The organism is Oscillatoria sp. CS-180 (assembly GCF_028330965.1).
GTDB lineage: Bacteria > Cyanobacteriota > Cyanobacteriia > Phormidesmidales > Phormidesmidaceae > Halomicronema.
In genome coordinates, this window is the sequence record NZ_JAQMUB010000100.1 from 70,550 (window position 1) to 86,709 (window position 16,160).

A 16,160-nucleotide genomic window follows, 5' to 3' on the forward strand; every position below is an offset into this window, starting at 1 on the left:
GCGGTGACCATTGTTATCAGTTCCATCTAAACATTCAATTTCCTGCTTCAAGAGTTATTTTCAGCGGTGCAAGTCAAACTTTTGTTACTCTTATGAGAGTGTCAAAAGTTTAGCTGGTTAAAGACTCCTTGCAAAATAAAAGCAGATTTTTTAAGCTGTTTTTCTTCCTTGTCGCTGAGAGAAAGATTGACTGTTTTGAGTACACCTTTCTCATTTACTACTGTTGGCAAACCTAAACAAACATCATGAATGCCGTATACCCCATTAACAAGGCTGCTCAGAGTAAGAATACGTTCTTGACTGTGTAAGATGGCCTTAATAATATCAGTGACGGCTAAACCAATAGCGTAGTTCGTATATCCTTTACGTTGAATAATTTCATAGGCCGCATTTTTGACCTCTTCAAAGATAGAATTTAGCTCTTTCTGTTCGGAAGGAGTTAAATTTTCCCAGCTGTCAGGGCAACTATCGGGAAGTAGTTTTAGACCCGCCACATTAGCTGTACTCCAGACAGGTACTTCACTATCTCCATGTTCACCAATGATATAAGCATGTACACTGCGAGCATCGATATCCAACTTTTTGGCCAGCAGGGAACGGAAACGAGCGGTATCTAAAACCGTACCGGAACCAATTACTCTATAACTGGGAAACCCAGAAAGTTTAAGGGTGACATAGGTCATGATGTCAACGGGGTTGCTGACAATCAGTAAAATAGCACTGGGACAGTATTTGACAATATCCCCCAAGATGTCTTTAAAGATAGCGATATTGCGTTCTACCAAATTTAAACGGCTTTCTCCTGGTTTCTGAGCAGCTCCAGCAGTGATGATTACAATATCTGCGTCTCTTCCTTCATCAGCTACTGTGCCTGCCCTGAGGAGGGTAGGGGTAATAAAGGGCATGCCATGCATTAGGTCCATCACTTCCCCTTCGACTTTTTCTGTGGCAATATCTTGAATGACTAACTCGTCGAAACAGTCTTGAATGAGTAGGGAATAAACACAGGCCATACCGACCTGTCCTGCACCTATAACTACTCCTTTTCGAGGACGAATAGATGCAGGTTTTTCCAACATAGAGCTTGTAGTAAAAATCTGCTCAAACATAAAAATCCCTACAGTGCTACACACCTGTTACTGCCCTTTTTTACTGAATGTTCACGTCGTTACGAAACGGTAACTATCAAGTATCATGACTCTTAAGTTCCATTCCGATAGTCGTTTAAATTGCTGGTAAAAGGGAAAAGACTTACGTCACGCGACCAAAAAATCATGTCGGATTCCCATGGCCTCATCGGTAATACTCATGGATATTCGCCCGTCTTTTACAATGCCTGTAAGGGCACGAATGGCATCTATCGTTTCTGGTACAACAATGGCCTCGTTGTAGACCTGATAGGTGTAATAAGCTTCATTTCCTTTTACTGTCAGCACGTCTTCCCACAGAGCGACCTCCCACATGTCGCCCCGTGGTCGGTCTAAGTCCTTCATTAGCTCAACAGTATTATTGAGAGCTACAATGCCATCACTCATGCGGATGAAAGCAATACGAGGTGCTGAACGGAAAGCCTGAAGTACTTCTTCGCGGCTCGCTTCACGAGTTAGCTCTACTATCCAATGGTGGATATGAGTTTGGGTGTGAGCAGCTTTTGCGGCAATGGTAACGACATCTAGTTCTGGTGCAACTGTTTTGACATCTGGGCCTTGATGGCTAGGAATATGGGGTTCAGGCACCACAGTATTCATGATGCCACTGTGATCTGACTCCCAAGGGTCGGTTGCGCGGCGCATGAGGACACCCCGAGCTTTCTTGAGTAAACGAGCATCCTGTAAAGCCGTTAAGGTACGCACAGCACTTGTGGTGTTGCACGAAACCACGCGCGTAGCTTCTCGGCCTAAAGCTGACTCATAGTTAGCCTGCGCTACAAAAGAGTGAGAAACTAAATCATGCTTTTCACCTCCCTGTAAAACAGCTTTAACGCCAGCTGCTCTATAGCGATCTAGATTTTTAGCGGCGATTCCTTTAGGTGTGCAATCCACCACTACGTCAATTTGAGTTAACAGATCATCAAGCGTGCCTTTTACAGGAATACCCATTGCCTTCATCTGATCGACTTTTTCTATCAACGAGGCGTAGATGGGAAGATTGAGAACAACTGCGGTTTTAATCCGATAGTCGCTAACTATGTCACTCACACCGACAAGTTCCATGTCAGGTTGCAATCTGACGGCATCGACTACCCGTTTGCCGATAACTCCATAACCATTGACAGCTACACGTACTTTCTTGCTGACCATTATTCCTTACCTTTTGTGATCTGTTGATCTCTTGCTAGTGCTGAGTTAACTATCTAAATTCTTTGCTTTGGTATAAACGCTCGTAAAGCTGAATCATCAGAGCAGTAATTAGAACTGTTGCTACAGCTGAAGCTATGAAACTGAGAATAAGACCCGACCATCTCGTTAACTGAACTTGAGGAAAAAACTGGAAAAGCTTTAGCATTCCCTGAGCTATCAGGATTAGTAAAAGGCTAAAGATGGAGTAAAAACTCCTCTGAAAAAAATGAGATTAATCCTACTCTAATAAGCTGTAACAGTGCTTGTAATCTCACAATCAACTTCCTGTTTCAATGATGAATTTTGTGATTTTTGGGGTGCTGCTATTCTAAAAAGTTGGAATAGTCTTGTCCCACTAGAAATACTCATCATGGCAAGCCTATTCACTGAATTGGCAGCTTTCCCTCTTGGGGCCTAGTTCAACCGTACTCGACGCAACAATACAGCGTTGAGAGAGACAATCACTGTAGAAAGGCTCATAAATACGGCTCCTACTGCAGGGGAAAGGACAAAGCCTAAGGGATAGGCAATCCCAGCTGCCAAAGGAATTGCTATAACGTTGTAACCCGTTGCCCAGAACAGGTTTTGGATCATTTTGTCATTGGTTGCCTTGCCTAATTTTAGGGCTCGCCCCACATCCAGCGGGTTATCTTTGACTAAAACTAAGTCAGCGGATTCGATCGCCACATTCGTACCTGCACCAATGGCAACCCCCAGGTCGGCTTCTAGAAGAGCAGGTGCATCGTTGATCCCGTCACCTGTAAAGACTGTGGCTCCTTCGGACTTTAATTCTTTCACGATGCGCACTTTATCCTGGGGCAAAACCCGAGCATAGTAACGCTCAATGCCTAAATCACTTGCCACAGCTTGGGCGACTGCCTTAGCATCCCCGGTAATCATCGCTGCTTGAACGCCAATTGCCTCTAGACTGTGGACTAATTTTCTAGCACTCTCTCGAATCCGATCCGCCAGGGCAAATAATGCCAGGGTTTTCTCTTCATCCATCAAAGCGATAACACTCTCTCCTCTGGCTTCTGCTCTTTCTAAACCGCGTTCGAGCTCGGGAGAGAAATAGAAACCTAGCTCTTGTGGCCACTCGGGTCGCCCTACTCGGTAGGTTTTGCCGTTGATAATCCCCTCTACGCCCATGCCCGGCACCGCCTTAAAGTCGCTGACATTAGCAGGTCGTATTCTTTGTTGTTGGGCGGCTTCTACAACTGCCTGAGCTAACGGATGTTCTGAGAGAGATTCTAATGCTGTAGCAATGGATAAAGCTTGTTCGTCGCTCAGTCCCTCAGTGTAAATCCGCTGAACGCCAAACCGTCCCTCTGTCAAAGTGCCAGTCTTATCGAAAGCAGCATATCTAATGGTCTTAGCTCGCTCGAAAGCTTCGCGGTTCCGGACGAGAATGCCATTTTTAGCCGCGATCGCAGTCCCATTGACAATTACCAGAGGAATTGCCAACCCCAGGGCGTGGGGACAGGCGATCACCAATACTGTCACCGTACGGTTGATCGCAAACACCAAATCGCTGAGCGCTATCCAAACCACAAATGTCAGCGACCCGATGCCAATCGCAATTAAAGTCAACCAATAAGCCGCTTTGTCAGCCAGAACCTGATACTTACTTCTCGAATTCTGTGCTTCTTCCACCAGCCGCATGATCTGGCTAAGGGCCGTTTTTTCACCCGTTCGGGTTACCTTGGCCTTTAAAGCTCCCTCGCCATTGACTGCCCCAGTCACAACTTCATCTCCTTCCCGTTTGTCCACGGGGCGAGATTCACCTGTCAGGAAAGCTTCATTGGCACTTGACGCTCCTTCAACCACGACCCCATCAACTGGAATCTGTTCACCGGGACGAATCAAAATCAAGTCACCTTCTCGGAGTTGGTCTAAAGAGACATCTTCAACCTGTCCTCCTACCAGCCGATGCGCGGTCGAAGGCATTAGCTTAGCTAATTGTTCCAAGGCGCGACTGGCTCCCTGCACTGACGCCATTTCAATCCAGTGCCCCAGCAACATGATGTCAATTAGCGTGACCAATTCCCAGAAAAATGGCTCCCCCTCTAAACCAAAGGTCACTGCCAAACTATAGATAAAAGCAACCGTAATGGCGAGAGAAATCAGCGTCATCATGCCGATTTTTCCTTTCATTTCTCGCCAGGCACCCTTAACAAAGACCCAGCCACCGTAAAAATAAATAACAATCGCTAGGACTGGGTTTATCCAGGGTGAGCCAGGAAACGAAATCGCCTGATAGCCAAACCAAGACTGAAACGCAGGAGAAAAGTAAAGTACAGGAATAGTAAGGGCTAGACAGACAAAAAACCGATTTTTGAACATCTCGGTACTATGTCCCGCATGCTTATCATGACCTCCGTGACCTTCGTGACCTCCATGAGCGTGATCATGGTGATGTGCGTGACCCTGGCTATGTTGTTGCTGCATTAGTAAACCTGGTAGTAATTTGTTACAACTGGGAGCATTAGAAGCTGTAAACTCTGTTCTGAAAAGATGTTTTGGAATCGTTGTAGAGATTATCAGTTCCTTAAAGAAACTATCCTTTTTCGCATTCCATTTAGACTATTTAAACGATTTAAAGGTCTTTGGCCCTAGCTGTTTTTTCTCTACGCTCATGACTTCATTGCTTAGACTGATTCGCTGAGATTTTGCAGTGGAACCGTGGCCTCTTCTATATGGTGAGATGCCAACCAGTCGTAGATTGTATCAAGTTGTTTAAGCGTAACCAGACCATATTTCCACAGAACCATGGGCAATAATCGTAGATCTTGTTCTTCATGTCGTAGGGCTAAATCTATAGAAGTTTCAGGCAGTGCTAACTCTTCTCGCAAAAATCGAAGAAATTGGGAATGGGTGATTACTGTCATGGTGAATGCTCCTCCTTAAGGGCTAAACGATGGCATGAAATCTTGTCTGATAAAATTGAACAAATTGGGTTGCCTGTATGAATTTCTAAATAGTCATCAGGACCAGCCTCAAAAATGATCCTTGCGTGTGGGAGTACGGTCTTTTCGAAGAAGGTACTTTCAGTGCTAGAAATCCGTATGATCTGAAATTGGGCAGTGTGGTTAACGTAACAGCACTGAATGCGATCGCTTTGTTGAGAAAATTGTATTTGTGATATTTCCTTTTTCTTCGGCCAAATTGTTTGGATCATTGCCGTTCTTTCAAGATTCGCCAACCCAGAGTTTCCAGAGATTCAGGTGAGATATAAAGCGTGATACCGTCTCCTAAAGAAATACAAATTGCGCGGCCTTCATAGGGTAGAATCTTGCCTCTCTCCTGGGTAAAAGAACACTGAACCCATTGCCCAGGCTGCAAGTTCATGGCTCTTGTAATAAAGTGATCAACGTCAGAGTGACTTCTGCTCCTCAAGCTAGACAAAAACTCTCGTCGAAGCTGATGTTTAGACTTTGAGCTTGAGTTGCTGCTGCCAACAAAAGATTGATTTGCTATCTAACCAATATCCTAAATGGATTTTTGTTTGAGACTCTTACCAACTTTGAGGTGAATTGATACTTAAATGGTATTAATGACTGGGAGTCACCTCCTCTAAGTGAGCGGTATTGACATCGTGTATTTGTTTTTCCTCAGATAGTTGATCAACAACCTGTTGCACCACTTCCAGGAAAACGGATAGGGTTGGAGATTCATTTTCTGGACGCCATGCCATAGCTAAATCAAGTCCCTCTAGAGGGGGATCAAAAGGACGATAAATGACCTGCGATCGCAGTAACTTTTTTACAGATAACGGCAGCAATGCTACCCCTAAACCCGCTGCAACAAACCCCAAAATGCTGTGTACTTCTTGAGTTTCTTGAATCAATTTGGGACTAAACCCAGCCTGATGACAGACTGCGAGAGTGTGGTCATACAAACCGCAACGGTATCGGCGTGGGCAAATGATAAAAGTTTCATTTCGTAATGCTCTCAAATCGATTCTGGGATGATCAGCTAATGGGTGATTCTGAGGTAAAACCGCAACGAGAGAGTCTTGCATAATCGTTTTGACTGTGAGGTTGTTTCCATCAAAACGAGAGAGTACTCCAAACCCGATCTCGATCTGCCCCTCTCGAATGGCTGACCCTTGGTCGCCTGTAGCCATTTCAAACGCAGATATGGCGATCAGAGGGGACTTTTCCTTAAAAACTTTGACTGAAACAGGCACAACATCATATGCAGAAGAGCCCTCAAACCCGATTCTTAAGTGGCCAACCTGACCACGTTCAGCCAGTCTGGCTAACGTCGAGGCTTGTTGGACTTGGCTGAGGATTTGCCTTACTTCTTCCAGATATACTTTGCCTGCTGCAGTTAACTCTATTTTACGAGTGGTGCGACGTATTAACTCAACTCCCAAAGCTTGTTCTAGCTGACGAATCTTGCGGCTAAGGGGAGGTTGAGCAATATGCAAACGCTCTGCTACTTTGCGGAAGTTTAATTCTTCTGCAACGGCTACAAAGTATCGAAGTTGTTGAAATTCAACTGTCATATGTCATTGACAGAATCGTGGGGACATCGCATGTAAACGGAATGCATTTGTATGCCGCTTTACTACCTAAAAAGGTTGCTAAGGAAGCAGCAATCGCGTGGGCAGTCCACTCATAATTCCTTCGGTAAAAATGTGGCCCACGCTAGATTTATCCTCGGCTAAGGAATCCTGTCTGATCAAAAGCCAAGGACAGTAATGATTTTCAGTATGATCTTGATCCACGACTGCACCTCTCTTTAGCGATCTTTGTGATGCATTGCTTTGTGTATGCCCGATCCTTGTCGTCACATTAGACGATAAAGCGCAAGCATCAACCTACTCCTCAAGGCTCGTAGGTGAGTATGAAATCGGGATGAAACACCTTCTACTGGCAAAGGTTCTTAAGATTGCTTGATTTTTCTTTGATGTTTAGGTGTTGGCAAGACCATCCTGCTATGCCCCCACTTATAGTGAGAAACTGAAAACTCCGTTCACCTACATCAAACGGTTTCGTAATTAGCCTGCTTCCAAGCGCTCATGCCGCCTAAAACATTGGCAACGCTTTCCCGTCCATGATGCTGGAGTAAACTAGCCGCGACGGAGGCTCGGTAGCCGCTGCCACAGACCACCGCAACGGGGAGATCGCGGGGCACTTCATCCAGGCGTTTGGGTAGTTCAGCGCCGGTGATAAAGGTGGCACCTTGAATGTGCCCGCGATTCCACTCTCCCTGCTGGCGCACATCTAGCACGAACAAATCATCAGTGCGCTGCATCTGTTCTTGCAGCGTATGAACACTCCATAGTGGTAAAAGATCAATCTCGCGAGCCGCTGTGCGCCAGGCTTTCATGCCGCCAGCCAACCAGCCTTTTGGTAAATCATAACCAATACGAAGCAGCTGCCAGCAGACCTCCCACAGATCGCTGGAGCGCTCTAGCACCAAAGTCAGCGGCACATCCGGCGGCAGCACCGACCCGGCCCAGGTCGCAAACGACGAGCTGAGAGCCACGTTAATGGCCCCCGGAATGTGGCTGGCAAAAGCTTCAGGAGAGCGGCAGTCAACCACCAGGGCACCGTCTTTCTGTAATTGCTCAAACTGCTTGACGGTGAGTGGCGGTGGATCAGCTAGCACGCCCAAAAGCGCCGGTCCCTGCTGATTGGCTTGGCGCATCCGAGGCCAGTAGGGCGGTACGGTAGGCAGCTCCGACAAATCCATGCACTGCTGGGTAAATTCATCCTGGGACGCCAGATTTGCCAGCATCTGGTTCATGCGGCGTTCGTAGCCGATGGTGGTTGAGAGACGGCTACCGATGCTGCCGCCACAAAGGGAACCGGCTACATGGGTGGGATAGACTTCGACGTAATCCGGCAACTTGAGAATTTTTTCCTGGAGGGTTTGGCAGAGCTGCCCAGCATGGCGGCGAATGTCTTCATCCGACCCCAGCAGGTCGGGACGACCCACATCATCCACGAGCAGGGCTCCCCCAGACAACAGCAGCACCGGCTCGTCGCCGCGCCCTCGATCAGTGACGAGGAAGCTCATGTGTTCTGGCGTATGGCCTGGCGTTTGCATCGCCTCAAACACAATTTCGCCCATCTCTAAGCGATCGCCGTCCCCCATGCCTTTAACGCTGTAGCCCAATTCGGCGCGGGCACTGCCGATGAGCTGCACGTCACCCCGCTCGGGCAATTCGCAAATGCCAGTGAGGTAGTCGTTGTGCTGGTGGGTATCGGCGGCGTACTTGATCTGCATGCCCTGGTGTTGGGCCGTCTCAAAATAGGTATCAACATCCCGGCGCACGTCGAGCACCAGCGCTTCGCCGGTTTCTTCAGAGCCAATCAGGTAGGAGGCGTGGCCCAGGCTTTCAAGGTAGAACTGTTTAAAAAACATTGCTTTAGTCAGAATTTAGTCAATTGAGCGTACTCACACAGAGGCATTCGTTTCGGTATGGCTGTCGATGTAGTGGATGAAAAACTGTTTCATTTGGGGATGGGCATCGCAGTCGAAGCCATTTTCCTTGCCTTTTTGGAGGGCAGCATCAGAGCTCATGCCATTGCGGGTGGCTACGTACATCAGCGCCATGGCTCCGGAACGCATACCACTCTTGCAGTGAGTCAATACGGGTTTGGGCAAATCATCAATGGTTTGCAGTACCTGGTCGGTTAGCTCGTCACTGATGTCGCTGGGTTTGACCGGAATGTTGGCATAGGTCAATCCGGCCTGTTCAACCTGAGCCTGTTCCTCGGCTGGTGCGCCTTCTTCCTGGGGCGATCGCAAATTTAAGATGGAACGAAATCCTGCCTGAGCAGCTTGATGAATTTGCTCAGGAGTTAACTGGCTGTCTGCAACAGCTATTTCAGGCGTGATCGTTTTGATACCTTCCATGGTCTATCTTTCTCAGCTAAATGTTTTCAAGTTTGGATACCTTTATCCAGGCTTTTCACACTGTGAATTTTGTACTTCTAGATGGCAAAAACTCTCCCAGAAACTCTTCGCCGGTTTGTTCTGCGGCAGCTTCCTATTCTTTAAATTTTTCGGCTTCAGGATTGACAATATTACTCCAGCGATAGTCCATGTAGTTTGCAAATGCCAGGACAACCCCATTCCACTGTCTGCGACGCGCAACATATTTATCTGCGCCTATTGCCAAATCCGGGACGGTTTTGACGTCATAACTTTGGAGCAGCGAACTTGCTCGTAAATAGCGCGATCGCCACTCTTTCTCAAATGCAGGTTGATCAAGTTTGTCCTGTCCTAAAAAAGAATCTGAGAGCTGAAACAGCAGGTCAAGTCCGCTACTTTCTAGTTCGTTAACAGCAGAAGAATTAATAAACGGCCCGTACTCTTGAGGATGCAGGGCGGTTTTGATTAATGTTGCCAAGTCAAGGCTGACTAGAGCGATGCGGGCTAGAGAATACTGCACTTCCTGAAAGCGAAAATAGTGCAGGATGGGATAGGCATGATGCGATTCTAAAAGAAACAGCAAATCGCGGCTGATGCTGGAAATGTCTTCAAAAGCCGTTTCAAAGCGATCGTAGCCCTTGAGTTGGGCCAAGAATAATCCAGCATCAGCTTCGCTGCCTGAGCGATGAAAGAGGCTCAACGCAAAGGTGTTACGCCTAGTAAGGGCGCTGTAGACAGACAATAAGTAGGTCAGCGACGCGGTAAAAACGGAAAAACCAACCGCTGACTCAAGAATCGTAATCAACTTCCAGAGATTCGTTTTTGGGACGAGATCCCCAACTCCTAATGTCGTTAAGGTAAAACCGCTGTAGTAAAGCGCGGTCGAGAAATCAGTGGGTGTTTGACCCTGGCTGGCCTGAATGCCACTCCCCAAAGTCGGCCAAATCAGCAAGGCAAACCCCAAAATTAAGCTGCACACCCAGATAAAAACAATCAAAATCAACAAGGTTGGCCCGCAGTAGGACAAAATCTTGTCGCTCCCCCTAATCGGTACGCGAGACAGATATCGAAATATCTCCCACGTACTTTTGCAGAGCTTTAGGCTCATAACACTTTTGTGGGTGCGGGGATAGAGCACCGTCAAATAGACATCGATAAGGGCAACAAGAATGATTCCAATGCCTAGAATTTGAGCGAGCATGTGTGGTTGAAGATACCCCTACGGAGAACTGATCAGTGTGAGCAGAAGAAGGATGCTCGCTTTCAAACCGGCATCTCCGTCAGTCCTTTGCAGACCGCAGCAGTTCAAGCCGCTGCGGTTCTACGGCAATTTCCCTTTGTCCTTCGAGCCTAGCCGTATCCGACGTTGTTGCAGACACTAGCAACACGGCTCCCATCACAATCATGATGGCGTTTTCTAAAAAACTGACGACACCTAGAGGGGCGCTCGAATTCCCCCCTACACAGGCACAGTTGAGCTCTAGCTTGTCAATATAGACGGCTTTGAATACCGAAACGGCACCGCTTGTCCCCAACAGCAGTGAACCAATTCCCGTTGCGATCGGAGCCACGCCTGATAGAAATCCCAACCCTAGCAGTAATTCAAGAAAAGGAAACGCCCTGCCAAAAGGTTTCACGCGCTGAGTAATCAGGTCATATTTCTCAAAGCTTTCAACGAAGGATTCCAAATCCATCAGCTTGAGCGAAGCTAGCATCGACAGCGAAACTCCCATGAAGCCAGCGGTTCCCAGAGACGCAGCCAGTGAAATTAACGCGGCGGTCGAAAATAGAGCAATCACTGGCGTGTAGGAATACTCAGCTTTCTCAGCCTCAACGTCAAAGTAGTCCGCTAGGTCGGTATAGCCGCCAATGCGATCGTCGCCAAAGAAAATCTGCGGTGTAGCCGAAACATTATGCTCCGCTTTGAACGCGTCAACCTCCCCTCTAGAGGTCAATCGATGGTCTTCAAACTCGATATTCTTTTCGTTCAGCAAATTGACCGCCCGCAGCCCCCAAGGACACTCATGCTCCGGCATTGACATTCGGTAAACGCGAACAGTCTGGTTAGTTTCTAGTGCTTTTGGCTGGGTAGCAGTCACAGAATTCTCCTTTCGATTGATATGAGGTAAGCAAAAAGGCGTCGATATCTATTCGGGCGTGGGGGAAAATTCCGGCATTTCTCGCCCGTCTAGCTCATCTTGAGTGGTAACTAAGCCATTCTCTCGAATATCAGAAATCAGCCATTCCATCTCTTTAATCTCGCGGCGTTGAGCTTCAATGATTTCGTCTGCCAATTCGCGCACCCGGACATCCTTAATTTGAGCCCGCTCACTGGTCAAAATCGCGATGGAATGGTGGGGAATCATGCCTTCCATCCAGTCCACATCGCTCACGGTGATTTGACTCCGTACCAGCCATAGCGATGCGCCAAACAGCACAATAGCGCTTAGAAAAATGGCAACATTTGCTTTCTTGCTCTTATACATATTCAGCATGTACAGGAGCATAATCACCATCATCGCAGCACCCATGATGAGTGCCATATAAGCCCTGGTTTCGCTAAACCAAGCGTGACCAAGAATCTCATAAGAATGCAGGTACATCAAGAAAAACATCACAACGATTGAGGTGCCAATCATTGCGAAGAATTTGACGTAACTACTGGACATTCCTTTGGAATGCTCCGAATCTGCGTGGCTTGAAATTGCACTTTGCTGAGTATTCATTGCTCTCTACGTGAATTAATGAGGTAAAAAACCAGACTGAAAAGTCTGTTTTGAAGTGCGTGTTAGTAATCTAAAGGTCAGTAATCTTTACACGCTCTGGCTTCTAAAATTAGTACGCTGGTAGGATGAACAGCACACTTGAGATAACATTGTCGTGAAAAAATTGGCACCGCTTGCACGGTGAAACCTGCCTGAGAGGACGCAATGACTGAAACTGTCGCCACTTCTGAGATTTCAGCAAAACGGCGATTCCTACAAAGAGCACGATCGCCGGAATAAGTGCTGCTACGGCTACAGCAACAGATGGAAAAGCCGTTACTACCTCTCCTGCAGCATCAGTTTGAATCTCCTGAAAAGTTCTTTCAGAGGGGGAGCTATCTTTCACTCCAGCAGCTTCTAGCCGCAGGCTAGGCCGGTGGTTGTCAGTTAAGGTCGTGGTTAGTGAGGCTCTACCATGATCTGTAGAGCCTCTGGAGGCATATGACATTTTTCCACTTCCCAAGTCCTAGTGAAACCTAAGCAGCGACTGCGCCTACGCCTGCAATCTTGCGATAGGCTTCGGCTGCTGTGCGACAAGCTTGAGCGCACTTCTTACAATGCTCCATGTCGTACTTTTCACACTCACTAGCGCAGGCCTCGCAAATTTCGGCGCAGGCATTTGCTAACGGAGCGATTGCATAGGAGCCACGCACCATAAGCGTGGCTAGGCTTCTGCAGGTTTCTCCTGTGTCTAGACACATGCGGGCACATTTCACCATATCTGGATTGCCCATGCAGGCTTCGGCACAGTGTTCGCACTCCACAGCACAAGCCATCGCTTTATCAAAGCTTGACTGATATTTTTCATGATTCAAAAGCATAATTTTCTCCAGCAACGATAGCTAATTCGTACTAAGAAAACAATTGCTTCCACACCTATCAATGGTAATAAGCCGCATTTCAGTCCTAGGGATTAAAGCTATTTCATCCTGATTTCATAATTCTGTAATAGACTATTTGACTTCCAACAGCAAACTAGAAATTGCTCATATTTCATCGCCATTTCATAGTTTATCTGTAAGCTAATTAGCGCTGTTATAGCTCATGTGCTGCAACCTTCTTGTCGCGAATACTTTGCGAATATCTTAGAGACTTTAGTTGTGGCAAGTTAAAAGATTGGATTTTAAGGGAATGACGATGATAGAGTTTTTGAAAAAAGCAAGTTCAGAGATCGCCCTGATTGCTTTGTTCGGAGTAGGGATTGTGGGCGGACTGACTACTCCTGCCTTTAGTCAAGGTATGCCGCAGGAATCAGATTTGGAGCAAGAACCTGCCTCAGAAGGCATGATGGAGTCAGAACAGATGCCTCACCAAGGCATGCCCATGCAGATGTCAGGCGAAATGCTGGAGCTGATGGGCGAGATGCAGCAGCTCATGTCCACCCTGACTCCTGAACAAATGGCGGAGTTTCGTCCCTACATGATGGAGCACCATGCTCGCATGGTTGAAGAGATGCAAGCTTTGATGGGGCAGTTGCGAACAATCACCGATCAAGCCGAAGAGACGGACACACCCTAGTAGCTGGCTCAAATGTCATCTGTCAGCGCATCGTCGCTACTGCGGGGCATAGCGAAATCTACGCCCTGCGCTCATTTTCTGCAGACGTGCAAACTTCTACCGTCCCCCTCTTGACCCTTCAGCCAACTAGAGACCTCAAAATAGAACCATCATTGATATTGGAGGGTTTGTGATGACACTTGATTTGCATGTTCCCGACCTCGCCTGTTCTGCCTGCGCCGGAACTGTGACCAAAGCCGTCCACTCTGTGGATGTCACAGCTCAGGTTGTTGCTGATCCGAAGACCAAGCGGGTCAACATCATTACCGAGGCATCAGAAGCCGACATCAAAAGCGCCATTGCCACGGCAGGATACACAATCGCGTGAGGATGCCCCCATGGATAGTCAAACCTTTAAGCTACGCGGCATGAGCTGTGCGTCTTGCGCCAGCAACATCGAATCGGCCATCCGCTCCGTTCCCGGCGTCGAGACCTGTAGCGTCAACTTTGGGGCCGAACAAGCCGTGGTGGCCTACGACGCTAACCGGGTAAGCGCTGCCGATATCCAATCAGCGGTTGATGCGGCGGGCTATGGAGCCCAGCCAATTGATGACGATCCCTTGGCGGCTGAAGACGACGCTGAGCGACGCGAGCGAGCCGCACGAGACCGAGAGCTGAAGCGCAAAGTCATCTTTAGTATGGTGATGAGTATTGTCCTCGTGATTGCAGCGTTGCCTATGATGACGGGGTTAGAAATACCGCTGATCCCTGCCTGGATGCACAACCCCTGGCTGCAGTTAGTGCTGACCTTACCCGTAATGGTGTGGGCCGGGAGTGATTTTTTCATCAACACCTGGAAAGCTCTAAAACACCACTCGGCCACTATGGATACGCTGGTGGCGGTGGGTACTGGCACTGCCTACCTGTACTCGCTGTTCCCGACAGTGTACCCCCAATGGTTTATCGATCAGGGGCTGCGACCCGATGTGTACTTTGAGATTGCGGCCATCATCATCGCCCTGATTTTGCTAGGCAATCTGCTCGAAAACCGGGCTAAAGGACAGACCTCGGAAGCGATTCGCAAGCTGATGGGGCTACAGGCGAAAACAGCGCGGGTGATCCGCCAGGGTGAACCCATTGATGTCCCCATTTCCGAAGTAGTTTTGGGAGACACAGTGCTCGTTAGACCGGGGGAAAAGGTGCCGGTCGATGGGGAAATCATTGAGGGCTCCTCGACCTTGGATGAGGCAATGGTGACCGGTGAGAGTATTCCGGTGCAGAAGCAGGTGGGCGATGAGGTGATTGGAGCTACCCTCAACAAGACGGGGAGCTTTAAGTTTCGAGCGACCCGGGTGGGCAAAGATACCTTCCTGGCTCAGATCGTCAAACTCGTGCAGCAGGCCCAGGGCTCCAAAGCGCCGATTCAACGATTGGCCGATCGCGTCACGGGCTGGTTTGTCCCAGCGGTGATTGCGATCGCCATTCTCACCTTTGTCACCTGGTTCAACGTCATGGGCAACGTCAGCATGGCTCTGATCACCACTGTGGGGGTGCTGATTCTGGCCTGTCCCTGCGCCTTAGGGTTGGCAACCCCCACCTCCATCATGGTGGGAACCGGAAAAGGAGCCGAAAACGGCATTCTGATCAAAGGGGCCGATAGCCTGGAGCTGGCCCATAAGATTCAAACCATCGTGCTGGATAAGACCGGCACCGTGACGCAGGGACAGCCCACCGTTACCGACTACATTACCGTTAGGGGCACCGCCAATAGTAACGAACTAGCCTTGCTGAAGCTGGCAGGTTCCCTGGAGCAAAACTCTGAGCACCCCTTAGCAGAAGCAGTTGTGCAGTACGCCCAAAGGCAGGGGGCAACCCTGGTAGACCCAGCAGGATTTGAAGCTGTAGCCGGGAGCGGTGTTCGGGGCCAGGTAGAAGGGAAATGGGTGCAGATCGGCACCCACCGCTGGCTAGATGAACTGGGTATCGATACCCAACGCCTGAAACCAGAATGGGATCGGCTAGAGTCTGAAGGAAAAACCGCTATCTGGCTGGTAGTGGAAGAGCAAGTAGAGGCCATTATGGGCATTGCCGATGCCGTTAAACCCTCCTCTGCCAATGCCATTCGCGCTCTGCAAAAAATGGGGCTGGAGGTCGTCATGCTCACAGGCGACAACCGACGCACCGCTGAGGTGATTGCCCGTGAGGTGAACATTCAACGAGTCATGGCGGAGGTGCGCCCCGACCAAAAAGCCGATCAGGTGCTGGCCCTACAGCAAGAAGGCAAGCTCGTGGCCATGGTGGGCGACGGCATCAACGATGCCCCGGCCCTCGCCCAAGCCGATGTGGGGATGGCTATTGGAACGGGCACCGATGTAGCGATCGCCGCTAGTGATATCACGCTAATTTCCGGCGACCTGTGGGGCATTGTGACGGCGATTCAACTTTCCCGCGCCACCATTCGCAACATTCGCCAAAACCTGTTCTTTGCCTTCATCTACAACGTCGCCGGTATTCCCATTGCTGCCGGTATCCTCTACCCGTTATTGGGCTGGCTGCTCAACCCTGTCATCGCGGGCGCAGCCATGGCCTTCAGTTCCGTGTCAGTGGTCACCAACGCCCTACGACTCCGTAACTTCCGCCCCAAAATTCAGACTTAAAACTCCTCTCC

General features: G+C 48.8%; 17 protein-coding genes. 3 read left to right on the top strand and 14 right to left on the bottom strand.

What is annotated here, in order from left to right; genetic code table 11:
- Positions 1 to 101: 101 nt before the first annotated feature.
- From PN498_RS27360 to PN498_RS27420, 14 genes are all read right to left on the bottom strand, one after another.
- Positions 102 to 1,109, bottom strand: a complete 1,008-nt coding sequence (locus PN498_RS27360; RefSeq protein WP_272066637.1) for an L-lactate dehydrogenase — start codon at positions 1,107 to 1,109, stop codon at positions 102 to 104.
- A 147-nt stretch (positions 1,110 to 1,256) separates the two neighbouring features.
- Complete coding sequence (locus tag PN498_RS27365) at positions 1,257 to 2,300, bottom strand: type II glyceraldehyde-3-phosphate dehydrogenase (RefSeq protein ID WP_272066638.1); 1,044 nt, start codon at positions 2,298 to 2,300, stop codon at positions 1,257 to 1,259.
- 453 nt (positions 2,301 to 2,753) lie between these two features.
- Positions 2,754 to 4,682 (bottom strand): heavy metal translocating P-type ATPase, encoded by a 1,929-nt coding sequence (locus PN498_RS27370; protein ID WP_272066639.1) that lies wholly within the window; start codon positions 4,680 to 4,682, stop codon positions 2,754 to 2,756.
- A 305-nt stretch (positions 4,683 to 4,987) separates the two neighbouring features.
- Positions 4,988 to 5,227, bottom strand: coding sequence for a DUF2949 domain-containing protein (locus tag PN498_RS27375; protein WP_272066640.1), 240 nt, complete (start codon positions 5,225 to 5,227; stop codon positions 4,988 to 4,990).
- Positions 5,224 to 5,517, bottom strand: coding sequence for a DUF1830 domain-containing protein (locus PN498_RS28700; protein ID WP_442951454.1), 294 nt, complete (start codon positions 5,515 to 5,517; stop codon positions 5,224 to 5,226). Before PN498_RS28700 ends, PN498_RS27375 begins: the two co-directional genes overlap by 4 nt.
- Complete coding sequence (locus PN498_RS27380; RefSeq protein WP_272066641.1) at positions 5,514 to 5,687, bottom strand: hypothetical protein; 174 nt, start codon at positions 5,685 to 5,687, stop codon at positions 5,514 to 5,516. The genes PN498_RS28700 and PN498_RS27380 overlap by 4 nt, the downstream gene beginning before the upstream one ends.
- Before the next feature lie 202 nt (positions 5,688 to 5,889).
- Positions 5,890 to 6,849 carry a LysR family transcriptional regulator gene (locus PN498_RS27385; protein WP_272066642.1) on the bottom strand — a complete coding sequence of 320 codons (960 nt, stop codon included), beginning with the start codon at positions 6,847 to 6,849 and terminating at the stop codon, positions 5,890 to 5,892.
- Between the two features lie 479 nt (positions 6,850 to 7,328).
- Positions 7,329 to 8,717 (bottom strand): MBL fold metallo-hydrolase, encoded by a 1,389-nt coding sequence (locus tag PN498_RS27390; RefSeq protein ID WP_272066643.1) that lies wholly within the window; start codon positions 8,715 to 8,717, stop codon positions 7,329 to 7,331.
- Between the two features lie 33 nt (positions 8,718 to 8,750).
- On the bottom strand, positions 8,751 to 9,212 hold the full coding sequence (locus tag PN498_RS27395) for a protein tyrosine phosphatase family protein (protein ID WP_272066644.1): 462 nt from the start codon (positions 9,210 to 9,212) through the stop codon (positions 8,751 to 8,753).
- 133 nt (positions 9,213 to 9,345) lie between these two features.
- Positions 9,346 to 10,431 carry a potassium channel family protein gene (locus tag PN498_RS27400; protein WP_272066645.1) on the bottom strand — a complete coding sequence of 362 codons (1,086 nt, stop codon included), beginning with the start codon at positions 10,429 to 10,431 and terminating at the stop codon, positions 9,346 to 9,348.
- Positions 10,432 to 10,510: 79 nt separating this feature from the next.
- On the bottom strand, positions 10,511 to 11,329 hold the full coding sequence (locus PN498_RS27405) for a glutaredoxin (RefSeq protein ID WP_272066646.1): 819 nt from the start codon (positions 11,327 to 11,329) through the stop codon (positions 10,511 to 10,513).
- A 48-nt stretch (positions 11,330 to 11,377) separates the two neighbouring features.
- The gene (locus PN498_RS27410) at positions 11,378 to 11,956 is read right to left on the bottom strand and encodes a DUF305 domain-containing protein (protein ID WP_272066647.1); all 579 of its coding nucleotides are present in this window, start codon (positions 11,954 to 11,956) and stop codon (positions 11,378 to 11,380) included.
- A gap of 109 nt (positions 11,957 to 12,065) precedes the next feature.
- Positions 12,066 to 12,443, bottom strand: a complete 378-nt coding sequence (locus tag PN498_RS27415; RefSeq protein WP_272066648.1) for a hypothetical protein — start codon at positions 12,441 to 12,443, stop codon at positions 12,066 to 12,068.
- A 28-nt stretch (positions 12,444 to 12,471) separates the two neighbouring features.
- On the bottom strand, positions 12,472 to 12,816 hold the full coding sequence (locus tag PN498_RS27420) for a four-helix bundle copper-binding protein (RefSeq protein ID WP_272066649.1): 345 nt from the start codon (positions 12,814 to 12,816) through the stop codon (positions 12,472 to 12,474).
- A 316-nt stretch (positions 12,817 to 13,132) separates the two neighbouring features.
- Here PN498_RS27420 and PN498_RS27425 point away from each other — a divergent pair, with 316 nt between their 5' ends.
- From PN498_RS27425 to PN498_RS27435, 3 genes are all read left to right on the top strand, one after another.
- The gene (locus tag PN498_RS27425) at positions 13,133 to 13,513 is read left to right on the top strand and encodes a hypothetical protein (protein WP_272066650.1); all 381 of its coding nucleotides are present in this window, start codon (positions 13,133 to 13,135) and stop codon (positions 13,511 to 13,513) included.
- Between the two features lie 172 nt (positions 13,514 to 13,685).
- The gene (locus PN498_RS27430; RefSeq protein WP_272066651.1) at positions 13,686 to 13,880 is read left to right on the top strand and encodes a heavy-metal-associated domain-containing protein; all 195 of its coding nucleotides are present in this window, start codon (positions 13,686 to 13,688) and stop codon (positions 13,878 to 13,880) included.
- Positions 13,881 to 13,890: 10 nt separating this feature from the next.
- Entirely contained in the window at positions 13,891 to 16,149 is a 2,259-nt protein-coding gene (locus PN498_RS27435) for a heavy metal translocating P-type ATPase (RefSeq protein WP_272066652.1), read from the top strand.
- The last annotated feature ends 11 nt before the right edge of the window (positions 16,150 to 16,160 follow it).

Bases quoted from the DNA above. Each gene is read 5' to 3' on its own strand.
- PN498_RS27360 (WP_272066637.1), bottom strand. From the start codon at position 1,109: ATGTTTGAGCAGATTTTTACTACAAGCTCTATGTTGGAAAAACCTGCA.
- PN498_RS27380 (WP_272066641.1), bottom strand. From the start codon at position 5,687: ATGAACTTGCAGCCTGGGCAATGGGTTCAGTGTTCTTTTACCCAGGAG.
- PN498_RS27425 (WP_272066650.1), top strand. From the start codon at position 13,133: ATGATAGAGTTTTTGAAAAAAGCAAGTTCAGAGATCGCCCTGATTGCT.
- PN498_RS27400 (WP_272066645.1), bottom strand. From the start codon at position 10,431: ATGCTCGCTCAAATTCTAGGCATTGGAATCATTCTTGTTGCCCTTATC.
- PN498_RS27410 (WP_272066647.1), bottom strand. From the start codon at position 11,956: ATGAATACTCAGCAAAGTGCAATTTCAAGCCACGCAGATTCGGAGCAT.
- PN498_RS27420 (WP_272066649.1), bottom strand. From the start codon at position 12,816: ATGCTTTTGAATCATGAAAAATATCAGTCAAGCTTTGATAAAGCGATG.
- PN498_RS27415 (WP_272066648.1), bottom strand. From the start codon at position 12,443: ATGTCATATGCCTCCAGAGGCTCTACAGATCATGGTAGAGCCTCACTA.
- PN498_RS27390 (WP_272066643.1), bottom strand. From the start codon at position 8,717: ATGTTTTTTAAACAGTTCTACCTTGAAAGCCTGGGCCACGCCTCCTAC.
- PN498_RS27375 (WP_272066640.1), bottom strand. From the start codon at position 5,227: ATGACAGTAATCACCCATTCCCAATTTCTTCGATTTTTGCGAGAAGAG.
- PN498_RS27365 (WP_272066638.1), bottom strand. From the start codon at position 2,300: ATGGTCAGCAAGAAAGTACGTGTAGCTGTCAATGGTTATGGAGTTATC.
- PN498_RS27385 (WP_272066642.1), bottom strand. From the start codon at position 6,849: ATGACAGTTGAATTTCAACAACTTCGATACTTTGTAGCCGTTGCAGAA.
- PN498_RS27430 (WP_272066651.1), top strand. From the start codon at position 13,686: ATGACACTTGATTTGCATGTTCCCGACCTCGCCTGTTCTGCCTGCGCC.
- PN498_RS27370 (WP_272066639.1), bottom strand. From the start codon at position 4,682: ATGTTCAAAAATCGGTTTTTTGTCTGTCTAGCCCTTACTATTCCTGTA.
- PN498_RS27395 (WP_272066644.1), bottom strand. From the start codon at position 9,212: ATGGAAGGTATCAAAACGATCACGCCTGAAATAGCTGTTGCAGACAGC.
- PN498_RS28700 (WP_442951454.1), bottom strand. From the start codon at position 5,517: ATGATCCAAACAATTTGGCCGAAGAAAAAGGAAATATCACAAATACAA.
- PN498_RS27435 (WP_272066652.1), top strand. From the start codon at position 13,891: ATGGATAGTCAAACCTTTAAGCTACGCGGCATGAGCTGTGCGTCTTGC.